General features: G+C 35.8%; 10 protein-coding genes. 8 read left to right on the top strand and 2 right to left on the bottom strand.

Annotated features, from left to right (window positions below):
• Positions 1-138 precede the first annotated feature (138 nt).
• The 5 genes from J3U37_RS06860 to J3U37_RS06840 all read left to right on the top strand — a co-directional run bounded on the left by J3U37_RS06860 (position 139) and on the right by J3U37_RS06840 (position 9,373).
• A complete protein-coding gene (locus tag J3U37_RS06860) occupies positions 139-2,472 on the top strand; it encodes an SEL1-like repeat protein (RefSeq protein WP_267373952.1) in 2,334 nt (777 codons plus the stop codon).
• Positions 2,473-2,805: 333 nt separating this feature from the next.
• Positions 2,806-3,411: a tetratricopeptide repeat protein gene (locus J3U37_RS06855; protein WP_267373950.1), complete on the top strand. Its 606-nt coding sequence runs from the start codon at positions 2,806-2,808 to the stop codon at positions 3,409-3,411.
• Positions 3,412-3,740: 329 nt separating this feature from the next.
• Positions 3,741-4,586: a tetratricopeptide repeat protein gene (locus J3U37_RS06850; protein ID WP_267373948.1), complete on the top strand. Its 846-nt coding sequence runs from the start codon at positions 3,741-3,743 to the stop codon at positions 4,584-4,586.
• Positions 4,587-4,916: 330 nt separating this feature from the next.
• Entirely contained in the window at positions 4,917-6,068 is a 1,152-nt protein-coding gene (locus J3U37_RS06845) for an SEL1-like repeat protein (RefSeq protein ID WP_267373946.1), read from the top strand.
• Between the two features lie 335 nt (positions 6,069-6,403).
• Entirely contained in the window at positions 6,404-9,373 is a 2,970-nt protein-coding gene (locus J3U37_RS06840; RefSeq protein ID WP_267373943.1) for a tetratricopeptide repeat protein, read from the top strand.
• Between the two features lie 94 nt (positions 9,374-9,467).
• Here J3U37_RS06840 and J3U37_RS06835 read toward each other — a convergent pair whose 3' ends face one another.
• On the bottom strand, positions 9,468-10,031 hold the full coding sequence (locus J3U37_RS06835; RefSeq protein ID WP_220218623.1) for a peptidylprolyl isomerase: 564 nt from the start codon (positions 10,029-10,031) through the stop codon (positions 9,468-9,470).
• A 954-nt stretch (positions 10,032-10,985) separates the two neighbouring features.
• Here J3U37_RS06835 and J3U37_RS06830 point away from each other — a divergent pair.
• The 3 genes from J3U37_RS06830 (at position 10,986) to robA (ending at position 13,343) form a co-directional block, all read left to right on the top strand.
• Positions 10,986-11,657: a phosphoribosyltransferase family protein gene (locus J3U37_RS06830; protein WP_267373941.1), complete on the top strand. Its 672-nt coding sequence runs from the start codon at positions 10,986-10,988 to the stop codon at positions 11,655-11,657.
• 101 nt (positions 11,658-11,758) lie between these two features.
• Positions 11,759-12,340 carry a Fe-S biogenesis protein NfuA gene (gene nfuA, locus J3U37_RS06825; RefSeq protein ID WP_267329599.1) on the top strand — a complete coding sequence of 194 codons (582 nt, stop codon included), beginning with the start codon at positions 11,759-11,761 and terminating at the stop codon, positions 12,338-12,340.
• An 85-nt stretch (positions 12,341-12,425) separates the two neighbouring features.
• Positions 12,426-13,343 (top strand): MDR efflux pump AcrAB transcriptional activator RobA, encoded by a 918-nt coding sequence (gene robA, locus J3U37_RS06820; protein ID WP_220218625.1) that lies wholly within the window; start codon positions 12,426-12,428, stop codon positions 13,341-13,343.
• A gap of 38 nt (positions 13,344-13,381) precedes the next feature.
• Here robA and trpR read toward each other — a convergent pair whose 3' ends face one another.
• Positions 13,382-13,672 (bottom strand): trp operon repressor, encoded by a 291-nt coding sequence (gene trpR / locus J3U37_RS06815; RefSeq protein WP_267373939.1) that lies wholly within the window; start codon positions 13,670-13,672, stop codon positions 13,382-13,384.
• Positions 13,673-13,678: the final 6 nt, after the last annotated feature.

Here is a 13,678-nt window from a genome sequence, read left to right as displayed (position 1 = left end):
TTATATTAGGAGATTATTAACTGCTTATCGAAGCATTATTGATTTGCAAAAGGCTTTTATTAATGTCTTTTGCATTTTACTCGTTTGCTAGCAAAAAAATAAGTAAATTATTATATTTCAGTGGGTTAAGGAAGAATCATGAAGAAAACACTATTTGTTGTATTAACAGCATTATTATCGACGACGGCTTACGCTAATCATTGTGCTACTTTTTTTGAACAAAAAGATTTTGAACAAGCGTTATTTGCTTGTAACACTGAGGCTGAGCAGGGAGATAGACAAGCTCAGTATAATTTAGGAACGATGTATTATCGAGGTCTCGGCGTTGAAGAAAATAACGAACAAGCGCTCTATTGGTATAAAAAAGCAGCTGAACAAGGGTTTAGTAAAGCGCAATTTGAATTAGGGGTTTGGTATGATCTAGGTGAAGTTGTCGAAGTCGATAAAGAAAAAGCGCTATATTGGTATAAAAAATCGGCTGAACAAGGGTTTAATAAGGCACAATATAATTTAGGGATTTTATATAACGAAGGTGGCGGTGTCGAAGTCGATAAAGAAAAAGCAGTATATTGGTATAAAAAAGCAGCTGAACAAGGGCTTAGTAAGGCGCAATATAATTTGGGACTTATGTATGAGCAAGGTGACGGCATCGAAGTCGATAAAGAAAAAGCATTCTATTGGTATAGCCAAGCTGCTGAACAAGGGTTAGACAAAGCGCAATATAATTTAGCGATTATATATAAAGAAGGAGACGGCGTCGAAGTCGATAAAGAAAAAGCGCTATATTGGTATAAAAAAGCGGCTGAACAAGGGTTTACTAAAGCACAATATAACCTAGGGCTTATGTATGACCAAGGTGATGTGGTCAAAGCCAATACAGAAAAAGCGCTATATTGGTATACTCAAGCCGCTGAACGAGGGTTCAGTGAGGCGCAACATAATTTAGGGGTTATGTATGACGAAGGTGAGGGCGTCAAAGTCGATAAAGAAAAAGCATTCTATTGGTATAGTCAAGCCGCTGAACAAGGGTTAGATAAGTCGCAATATAATTTAGGGCTTATGTATGACCATGGAGAGGGCGTCAAGGAAGATAGAGAAAAAGCATTCTATTGGTATAGTCAAGCCGCTGAACAAGGGTTTGCTCAAGCGCAACATTATTTAGGGATTATGTATGCTGAAGGTGAAGGTGTCAAAGTCGATAAAGAAAAAGCGCTCTATTGGTATACTCAAGCCGCAGAACAAGGCGTTGGTGACGCACAATTTAATTTAGGCGTTATGTATGACGAAGGTCAAGGTGTCGAAGTCGATAAAGAAAAAGCGTTATATTGGTATACTCAAGCCGCAGAACTAGGGGTTGTTGACGCACAATTTAATTTAGGCGTTATGTATGACGAAGGTGAAGGTGTCGAAGTTGATAAAGAAAAAGCATTCCATTGGTATAGCCAAGCTGCTGAACAAGGGTATGATAAAGCGCAATATAATTTAGGGAATATGTATAACCAAGGAAAGGGAGTCAAAGCCGATAAAGAAAAAGCATTCTATTGGTATAAAAAAGCAGCTGAACAAGGATTTAGTAGGGCGCAATATAATTTAGGGCTCATGTATGACGAAGGTGTAGGCGTCAAAGTCAATAAAGAAAAAGCGTTCTATTGGTATACTAAAGCCGCTGAACAAGGCCATATAAATGGCCAGTATAACTTAGCACTTCTGTATGACGAAGGTGAGGGCGTCAAAGTCAATAAAGAAAAAGCGCTATATTGGTTTACTAAAGCTGCTGAACAAGGGGATGGTGATGCGCAATTTAGTATTGGGATTATGTATGCCGATGGTGAAGGTGTCAAAGTTGATAAAGAAAAAGCGCTATATTGGTATACTAAAGCTGCAGAACAAGGGGTTGGTGACGCACAATTTAATTTAGGCGTTATGTATGACGATGGTGATGGTATCAAAGTTAATAAAGAAAAAGCGCTCTATTGGTATACTAAAGCCGCAGAACAAGGCATTGATGATGCGCAATATAATTTAGGATTGATGTATTACGAAGGTGACGGTGTCAAAGTCAATAAAGAAAAAGCGCTAAATTGGTTTACTAAAGCTGCAGAACAAGATGTTGATGACGCACAATATTATCTAGGGATTATGTATGCCCAAGGTGACGGCGTCGAAGAAAACAGAGAAAAAGCGCTATACTGGTTAACTAAAGCTGCGGAACAAGGTGTTGATGATGCTCAATATAATTTGGGGGTTATGTATGACGAAGGTTTTGGTGTCGAAGTTAACAAAGAAAAAGCAGTATATTGGTATACTAAAGCTGCTGAACAAGGCGTTGGTTGGGCGCAAAATAATTTAGGAGTAATGTATCAGCAAGGTGAGGGCGTTAAAAAAAATATAGCGTTAGCCAAAAAATATTTTAAACAAGCTTGTTCACTCGGTTTAAAAGAAGGTTGTGATAGTTATAATTCCATGAAGTAAATATCATTAAGCAATATAGAAGAGTCAATTTATACTTAAAGAGCTGTCTTATATATTAAGGCAGTTCTTTTTTTATACAGCCTAAAAATGTCATTTATTCTGTTAACACAATCATTTTTTTGATATAAATTGGCATAACAGTGATATTTTGACACGGCTCAATAAATTTGGTTGGCGTGTTAACCATTTATCAACGCCATAACCCAATACCGATAAGCCATTTAAAAGTACATTGTTAACGAGTAATAGAGAGTAAGCCTATTTTTGAACTTTTCTTGTCAGTAGGCAAACTTAAAAAATTATTTTTATTTTTTAGTGGTTTAAGGAAAACTTATGAAAAAAATACTATTTGTTGTATTAACTGCATTATTATCGACAACAGCTTACGCTAATAATTGCATTACTTATTTAAAACAAGCAGCTTTAGATAAAGCTTTAGTTGCTTGTAACACTGAGGCAGAGCAGGGAGATAAAGATGCTCAATATAACTTAGCACTTATGTATGACGAAGGTGAGGGTGTTAAAGAAAGTAAAGAAAAAGCGATCTATTGGTATACTAAAGCCGCAGAACAAGGTGTTGGTGACGCACAATATAATTTAGCGGTTATTTATGATGAAGGTGAGGGTGTTGAAGAAAGTAAAGAAAAAGCGATCTATTGGTATACTAAAGCCGCAGAACAAGGTGTTGGTGATGCGCAATATAATTTAGGGCTTATGTATGACGAAGGTGATGGAGTCGACGTCAATAAAGAAAAAGCGTTCTATTGGTATACTAAAGCCGCAGAACAAGGGGGGCGTGAGGCGCAAAATAATTTAGGAGTACTGTATCAGCAAGGTGAGGGTGTTAAAAAAGATATAGCGTTAGCCAAAAAATATTTTAAACAAGCTTGTTCGCTTGGTTTAAAAGAAGGTTGTAAAAATTATAATTCCATGAAGTAAACATCATTAATCAATATAGAAGAGTCAATTTATGCTAAAAGAACTGTCTTATATTAAGGCAGTTCTTTTTTTATACCGCCTCAAAATGTCATTTATTCTGTTAACACAATTACTTTTTTGTTATAAATTGGCTCAACAGTGACACTTTGATGCGACCCAATAAGTTAGGGTGGTGTGTTAACCATTTTATCAACCATATAACCCGATACCGATAAGCGATTTAAAAGTACATTGTTAACAAGTAATAGATAGTAAACGTATTTTTGTTCTTTTCTTGCTAGCAGGCAAAATAAAAAAATTATTATATTTTAGGAATTTAAGGAAAACTAATGAAAAAAGTACTATTTGTTGTATTAACAGCATTATTATCGACGACGGCTTACGCTAATGATTGCATTATTGATTTTGTTCTAGAAAAATTTGATAAAGCTTTCATTGCTTGTAACACTGAGGCTGAGCAGGGAGATAGCAGAGCTCAGTTTTACTTAGCCCTTCTGTATGGCGAAGGTAAGGGAGTCGAAGTTAATAAAGAAAAAGCGCTCTATTGGTACACTCAAGCAGCGGAACAGGGGCATGATAGTGCGCAATATCATTTAGCACGTATATATGAATCAGGAGACGGTGTCGAAGTCAATAAAGAACAAGCGCTAAATTGGTATACTCAAGCGGCAAAAGTAGGGTATGTTTTGCCGCAATTAGAGTTAGTATATATGTATGACCAGGGTAAGGGTATCGAAGTCAATAAAGAAAAAGCACGATATTGGTACTCTCAAGCTAAAGCACAGGTAAAAGATAATTTGGCTGGCGTGCAACATCATTTAGCACGTATATATGACGAAGGTAAAGATGCTGTCAAAGTCGTCAAAGTTAATAAAGAAAAAGCGTTCTATTGGTATACAAAAGCAGCAATACGAGGGAATGAGTATGCGCAATATGATTTAGCGCGTATGTATGATAAAGGTGATGGTGTCGAAGCCAATAAAGAGGAAGCGCTCTATTGGTATACAAAAGCAGCAGATTGGGAAAATACTGATGCAATGTATAGATTAGGTATTATGTATTATGAAGGTGATGGTGTTGAAAAAAATAGCAAGTTAGCTAGTAAGTATTTTGAACAAGCTTGTTATCTAAAATTTAAAGAAAGTTGTGATATCCTTTATAAAGAAATGGAATAAACATTATTCATAAATCACGCAAAAATAGAAATCTGCTAAAAGAACTGCTTTACATATTAAAGCAGTTCTTTTTTTATACAACCTCAAAATGTCATTTATTCTGTTAACACAATTACTTTTTTGATATAAATTGGCTCAACAGTGACACTTTGATGCGATCCAAAGTTAGAGTGGTGTGTTAACCCTTTTATCAACCCTATAACCCGATACCGATAAGCGATTTAAAAGTACATTGTTAACAAGTAATAGATAGTAAACGTATTTTTGTTCTTTTCTTGCCTGCAGGCAAAATAAAAAAATTATTATATTTTAGGAGTTTAAGGAAAACTAATGAAAAAAGTACTATTTGTTGTATTAACAGCATTATTATCGACGACAGCTTACGCTAAAAAGTGCGATATTCTATTTTATCAAGATGATAAAGTTGTAATTTCTTGTAAATTGGGGGCTGAAGAGCTAGATAAGAAAAATCAGCTATTTATAGAGCGTATGTATGACAGAAGCGACGGTGTCGAAGCCAATGCAGAAAACTCGCTCTATTGGTACACAAAAGCAGCGGAAGACGGATTTGTTGAGGCGCAATATGATTTAGCATCTATGTATGACAAAGGAGACGGTACCGAAATTAATAAAGAAAAAGCGTTATATTGGTACACAAAAGCAGCGGAACACGGATTAGTTGAGGCGCAATATGGTTTATCACGCATGTATGAATTAGGAGATGGTGTCGAAGCCAATAAAGAAAAAGTGCTCTATTGGCGCACAAAAGCAGCTGAAAAAGGGCATATTTCGGCGCAATTAGAATTAGCATATATGTATGACCGAGGTGATGGTGTCGAAGTCAATAAAGAAAAAGCACTCAAATGGTACACTAAAGCTCAAGCAGAGAAAGAACTGTTTGATATAGCGCTTTATCCTTTAGCAGATATGTATTCCAAAGGTAATGGTGTCAAAGTCAATAAAGATAAAGCGCTCTATTGGTACACTCAAGCAGCGGAAAAAGGGCTTGATTATGCGCAATATCATTTAGCACGTATGTATGACAAAGGTGATGGTGTCGAAGCCAGTAAAGAAAAAGCGCTCTATTGGTATACAAAAGCAGCAAAACAAGGGCATGATTATGCGCAATTAGAGTTAGCATATATGTATGACCAAGGTGATGGTGTCGAAGTCAATAAAGAAAAAGCACGCTATTGGTACACTAAAGCTCAAGCAGATAAAGAATGGTTTGTGATAAATCAATATAATTTAGCACGTATGTATGACAAAGGTGACGGTGTCGAAATTAATATAGAAAAAGCACTATATTGGTATGAAAAAGCAGCAGATAATAGTAACGCTCAAGCAATACATCAGTTAGGCATTATGTATTATGAAGGTGATGGTGTTGAAAAAAATAGCGAGTTAGCTAAAAAGTATTTTGAACAAGCTTGCGAGCTAAAATTTAAAGAAAGTTGTGAGATCCTTCATAAAGGATTGTAATAAACATTATTCATAAATCACGCAAAAATAGAAATCTGCTAAAAGAACTGCTTTACATATTAAAGCAGTTCTTTTTTTATACCGCCTCAAAATGTCATTTATTCTGTTAACACAATTACTTTTTTGTTATAAATTGGCTCAACAGTGACACTTTGATGCGACCCAATAAGTTAGGGTGGTGTGTTAACCCTTTTATCAACCCTATAACCCGATACCGATAAGCGATTTAAAAGTACATTGTTAACAAGTAATAGATAGTAAACGTATTTTTGTTCTTTTCTTGCCAGCAGACAAAATAAAAAAATTATTATTTTTAAGGAACTTAAGGAAAACTAATGAAAAAAGTACTATTTGTTGTATTAACAGCATTATTATCGACGACAGCTTACGCTAATAATTGCGCTATTTATTTTGATCTAGATAATTTTGATAAAGCTTTTGTTGCTTGTAAACAAGAGGCTGAGCAGGGAGATACCGACGCTATGATTAACTTAGCGCTTATGTATGACCAAGGCGATCCTGTCGGAATCTATCCAGAAAAATCGCTCTATTGGTATACTCAAGCAGCAAAACAAGGACTTGTTGAGGCGCAATATGATTTAGCACGTAAGTATGATAAAGGCGAGGGTGTCGAGGTCAATAAAGAAAAAGCGATATATTGGTTTACACAAGCAGCTGAACAAGGGTCTGATGAGGCGAAAAATTATTTAGGGCTTATTTATTACAAAGAAGACGGTGTCAAAGCCAATAAAGAAAAAGCGGTATATTGGTTCACTAAAGCAATGGATCAAGGGCTTGGTGAAGCGCAATATAATTTAGCACGTATGTATGACAAAGGTGACGGTGTCGAAGTCAATAAAGAAAAAGCGCTAGATTGGTATACTCAAGCAGCGAAAAAAGGAGTTCGTGTTGCGCAATATCATTTAGCACGTATATATGAAGCAGGAGACGGTGTCGAAGTCAATAAAGAACAAGCATTAGATTGGTTGATTCAAGCAGCGGAAGCAGGACTTGGTGATGCGCAATATGATTTAGCACGTATATATGACGAAGCGGACGGTGCCGAAGTCAATAAGGAAAAAGCGCTTTATTGGTACACTCAAATATTATATTCCGGGACTTATGAGCTGCAAAAAGAACTTGGGGTTATTTATGATGAAGGGTACGGTATCAAAAGCAATAAAGAAAAAGCGCTAGATTGGTTAATTAAAGCAGCGAAAGGCGGATTTCGTACAGCGCAATATGATTTAGCATATATGTATGATAGTGGGAAGGGCATTGAAGTCGATAAAGAAAAAGCACTCTATTGGTACACAAAAGCTGCAAAACAAGGGGATGTTATATCGCAATATAACATAGCCAATATGTATTACAAAGGAGACGATGTCGAAGTCAATAAAGAAAAAGCGTTATATTGGTATAGTCAATCGGCTCAACAGGGGGTTAGTGAGGCACAATATAAGTTAGGATTTATGTATGGCCAAGGTGACGGCATCGAAGTTGATAAAGAAAAAGCGTTATATTGGTATACTCAAGCAGCTGAACAAGGGTTTAGTCGGGCGAAATATGATTTAGGACTTATGTATGAGCAAGGTGACGGTATCGAAGTTGATAAAGGAAAAGCGCTATATTGGTATAGTCAAGCGGCTGAACATGGGTTTAGTGAGGCACAATATCATTTAGGATTGATGTATGACGCAGGTCACGGTGTTGAAGTCAATCAAGAAAAAGCGCTCTATTGGTACACCAAAGCAGCGGAAAAAGGGCTTGGTGAAGCGCAATATCATTTAGCACGTATGTATGACAAAGGTGATGGTGTCGAAGCCAATCAAGAAAAAGCGCACTATTGGTACACTCAAGCAGCGAAAAAAGGAAATGTTACGGCGCTCAATTTGCTCATTAAAACAGCGGAAGAAGGGAATGATACGGTACAATATGATTTAGCACGTATGTATGACGAAGGAGACGGTGTCGAAGTCAATAAACAAAAAGCGCTCTATTGGTACACAAAAGCTGCCGAACAAGGGGGTGGTGGTGCACAATATTTTTTAGCACTTATGTATGACAAAGGAGACGGAATCGAAGCCAATGAAGAAAAAGCGATATATTGGTACCTTAGAGCAGCAAAACAGGGATATAGTAGTGAAGAAGGGTATTCAGATCATTTTATAGAACAAAAGCTATCATTGGTCACCCGTTTAGCAGAACAAGGCGATAGTGATGCGCAATATTTTTTAGCATGTATGTATGGAGAAGGAGACGGTGTCAAAGTCAATAAAGAAAAAGCGCGCTATTGGTATACTAAAGCAGCGGAAGCAGGGCTTACTAGTGCGCAATATGATTTAGCTTTTATGTATAGAGCAGGAGATGATATCGAAGCCAATAAAGAAAAAGCGCTCTATTGGTATACAAAAGCAGCGGAAGCAGGATTTGTTCAAGCACAACAAGATTTAGCTTTTATGTATGAAATAGGTAGCGATGTCGAAGTTAATAAAGAAACAGCGTTTTATTGGTACACAAAAGCAGCGGAACAAGGAAATGTTTGGGCGCAATATAAATTAGGGGTTATGTATGACGAAGGTGATGGAGTTGAAGTCAATAAAGAAAAAGCACGCTATTGGTACACAAAAGCTGCAGAACAAGGGGATGGTGGTGCACAATATTTTTTAGCACTTATGTATGACAAAGGTGACGGAATTGAAGCCAATGAAGAAAAAGCGATATATTGGTACCTTAGAGCAGCAAAAAATGGGTTTAGTAATGAGGAAGAGTATTCAGATCATTTTAAAAAACAAAAGCTATTATCGATCACCCGTTTAACAGAGCAAGGGGATATTACGGCGCAATTCCATTTAGCACGTATGTATGACAAAGGTGAAGGCGTCAAAGTCAATAAAGAAAAAGCGCTATATTGGTACACAAAATCAGCAGAACAAGGGCTTGTTCAAGCACAATATCAGTTAGCATATATGTATGACAAAGGTGACGGTGCCGAAGTCAATAAAGAAAAAGCGGCATATTGGTACAATGAAGTTGCGCAAGAAGAGCATACTGTTGCGCAATATGAGTTAGCACGTATGTATGACAAAGGTGACGGTATAAAAGTCGATAAAAACAAAGCACTATTTTGGTATAAAAAATCAATAGATAATGGTAACACTGAAGCAATGTATAATTTAGGCATTATGTATTATAAAGGTGATGGTATTGAAAAAAATAGCGAGTTAGCTAAAAAGTATTTTGAACTAGCTTGTGAGCAAAAACTTAAAAAAAGTTGCGATATTCTTCACAAAGGAATCAAATAAACATTATTCATAAGTCAGGCAAACTTGAAACCTGTTTAAAGAACTGTCTTATATATTAAGGCAGTTCTTTTAATAAAGATAAATTTAAGAAGCTCTATTCTGTTATCACAATTGCTTTTTTAATATAAATTGGATCAACAGGGACATTTTGATGTGGACCAACGCGTTTGGTCGGGGTGTTAACAATTTTATCAACTACATCCATGCCTTTAGTGACCTTGCCAAATACAGCATAACCATATTTTTCCGGCGATTGATAGTTTAAAAAGTCATTGTTTTCAACATTAATAAAAAATTGGCTGGTTGCGCTATCAACGGCATTAGTTCTTGCCATTGCAATAGTACCACGATCGTTTTTCAAACCGTTTTCAGCTTCATTTTTTATCGGTGCATTACCATTTTTGAATTTTAATTGATCATCTGCACCCCCGCCTTGAATCATAAAATGAGGAATGACTCGATGAAAAGTTAAATTTTCATAAAAACCACTGTTGACATAATCAAGAAAGTTTTTAGTGGTAATCGGCGCATGTTCGCTATCTAATTCTATTTCAATGTCACCCATGCTGGTTTGTAATAAAACTTTGGTATCCGCATAACTAAAGGCAGAAAAAAAAGTTATTAGCAATGATATTAATAACACTTTGATTTTATTCATATGTTAATTCCTTAATCCAATATTGTCGGCTGATTATACCGAATATTAGATTATTTGAAATAACAAATTAGAAAAATTAGAAAAAATTTTGTATAGCATCTTCCAGTTTTATTTATTGAAATCTCTAAATTATTTTTTAACGTTATGATGAAACTGTTTTTTAGTTTTTGATATAAAAACGCTGTTTGCTCATTTTTACTAAAACGTATATATTTTCTGAAAGTTTTTGACAAGCATTTTAAGGTTGAGGGAAAACGTTTTGGCTTTAGCCAATAAGGCGATTTTAGAAAATCATAATAACCAGACATTTTTATACTGAAACATATATATTTTCTGAAAGTTTTTGACAAGCATTTTTAGGCTGAGGTAAAACGTTTTGGCTTTAGCCAATAAGGCAATTTTAGAAAATCATAATAAACAGATGTTTTTATACTGAAACGTATATGTTTTCTGAAAGTTTTTGACAAGCATTTTTAGGCTGAGGTAAAACGTTTTGGCTTTAGCCAATAAGGCGATTTTAGAAAATCATAATAACCAGATATTTTTATACTGAAACGTATATATTTTCTGAAAGTTTTTGACAAGCATTTTTAGGCTGAGGTAAAACGTTTTGGCTTTAGCCAATAAGGCGATTTTAGAAAATCATAATAACCAGATATGTTTATACTGAAACGTATATGTTTTCTGAAAGTTTTTGACAAGCATTTTTAGGTTGAGGTAAAACGTTTTGGCTTTAGCCAATAAGGCAATTTTAGAAAATCATAATAAACAGATGTTTTTATACTGAAACGTATATATTTTCTGAAAGTTTTTGACAAGTATTTTTAGGCTGAGGGAAAACGTTTTGGCTCTAGCCAATAAAGCGATTTTAGAAAATCATAATAACCAGATAGGTTTATACTAAAACGTATATATTTTCTGAAAGTTTTTGACAGACAATGACAGGTGGTTTTTATGCGTTGTGTCTTGTGTAATATGCCTTTATTTTTGCCTTTGCATGGTATTTGTAGTCAATGTTTAAAAAATTTACCTAAATTAAATAAAGTCTGCCCCCAATGCGCTTTACCCCATTCACTACCGACGGCCATATGCTATCGTTGTCGGGATAATACACCTTATTGGGATGAGCTAATTGCGGTAACGGAATATTTCGATCCGTTAAAAAAATTGATACATCGTTTAAAGTTTTATCATCAAATTGAATTAAATCAGGCGTTAGCAAGATTGATGCTGTTAGCATGGTATCAAAGACGATTAAATAGTGGTTTGGCTAAACCGGACATCGTTACCTGTGTGCCACTGCATCATATTCGGTACTGGTATCGTGGATTTAATCAAGCGCAATTATTGGCTAAACCCATAGCAAAATGGTTAAGTTGTTATTTTGATCCAGCTCTGTTATCACGTCATCAGTTTGCTCACGATCAAAAAGATTTATCGCTTAAGCAACGACAAAATAATGTGCAAACGCTTTTTACTTGCCGGTCTAGTGTGAGTAATAAATCGATTTTACTTATTGATGATATTGTTACAACAGGCAATACGATTAACGCTATTAGCCAACAATTAAAAAACAGTGGTGCAGCTAAAATTCAAGTGTTGTGTTTGTGTCGTACGATCTTGTAAAATCGAAAACAAGCCCTATAATAACCAAGAAAGTTAGTCAACTATTATGATAAATGGTGCATACGATAGTCGAACGTACAATTGCACCAAAGTGAGGGGTTATGTCAATTATCACTATTTCTGAATCAGCACAACAGCACTTTAAAAAATTGCTTGCCAATCAACCGGAAGGAACGCAAATTCGTGTATTTGTTATCAATCCTGGCACGCCTTCTGCGGAGTGTGGTGTATCATATTGTCCGGCTGATACGATTGAAGATAACGATATTGAAGAAAAGCAAACCGGTTTTTCGGTTTATATTGATGAGCTCAGTGCCCCTTTTTTAGAAGAGACCGTCATTGATTATGTGACCGATGAACTCGGCGCTCAACTCACCTTAAAAGCCCCAAATTCGAAAATGAAAAAAGTGGCAGATGACGCCCCGTTAATTGAACGGGTGAATTATGTGATTCAAGCACAAGTTAATCCTCAGCTAGCTAGTCATGGTGGGCATGTAAGTTTAGTTGAGTTAACCGAAGATAATTATGCCATATTACAATTTGGCGGTGGTTGTAACGGTTGTTCTATGGTTGATTACACCTTAAAAGAAGGGATTGAAAAACAGCTATTAGCTCAATTTCCCGAATTGGCTGGGGTAAAAGATATTACTGAACATCACGCCGGAAGTCATTCTTATTGTTAAAAAAATTTTGATTTAAACCTTGCTTATTGCTGGGATTAAGTCATAATCGGGTGATGTGTGTCAATTCATTTTATGATGGGGTTATATGAATCAAGTTAGTATTATTTCAGATCTTATCGTTTGGATTGAAAAAAATCTGGAGCAACCGTTATCAATTGATCACGTTGCGCAAAAATCAGGTTATTCAAAATGGCATTTACAACGTATGTTTAAAGAGGTAACAGGTCAAGTGCTTGGTACTTACATACGTCACCGTCGGCTTACTTACGCTGCGCTCTCTTTACGTATGACCAGTAAGCCTATTTTAGATATTGCAATGCAGTATCGCTTTGATTCACAACAAACCTTTACCCGTTCTTTTAAAAAGCAATTTAACGAAACACCGGCAAGTTATCGACGCGGTGAATATTGGGATCCAATTGGTTTAACGCCGGCAATTGAGTTAAACAAAGATCAATTAACCCTACCCGAACCGAAATTTGTTAATATGCCTAAGCAGACATTTTGGGGAATTAGCTACAAAAATAACTGTAATTTGAGTCAATTATTAGATGAAGAGAACAAGTTACGAGCGCAGTTCTTCCATAATTATTTATCTCGTTATTCTCATAAAAAAGAGAATTTACCGGATAAAATTTATGCTTTTAGTCGTATTTTAAAAAGCAAAGATAATGCTAATGAGCAAGAGCTACTTTATACCATTGCTTTAGAACATAATAATAATCTTGAGCATATCGAACAAATTGTTAGCGAAGGTGGTTTGTATCTGTGCTTTAAATATATCGGGGCGCCGGAAAACTTTAGTGATTTTATTTCACAAGTTCATTTAGCGGCAATGCCTGCTTTAAAAGTTCGCTTACGTAGTTCAAGTTGTATAATCGAAATTCACCATAATCATCATGATGATAGTGTTCACTCACTAAAGGATATTAAAAGCATGGAGTGTGATTATTGTGTGCCTGTTGTGACCGAGAACGAAGTAAATATCCAACAAAATTTATAACGCCAATTTTGCTGTAGAGCAACCGTGACCGGATGCTTTTAACTGTCTGATTTTAATAAAATATTCTCAAGCCAGGTTTTAAACTCTGGTGTTGCCTCTTTCAGGCTATTTGAGCCTCGGGTCACTGTTGCAATGCCAATTTTTAATTGTTCTTTTAATTGACGCTGATTAATTGAGCCGTCAAGTAGCGAACGAACTATTTTAACGCGTGTGATGAGCGCATCACGCTCATCAGCAGTCATTAATAATTTCAATATATCAAGTGAGTAACCGTCATTAAATGCTTGGTATAATATTTCAACTGTCTGTTTCCATTCTTTAGTTTTCATTGTGTT

The organism is Gilliamella sp. B3172, from assembly GCF_026536465.1.
Classification (GTDB): Bacteria; Pseudomonadota; Gammaproteobacteria; order Enterobacterales; family Orbaceae; genus Gilliamella.
Note: the sequence above shows the minus strand (reverse complement) of the source record. Positions and strands in the feature narration are given on the sequence as shown.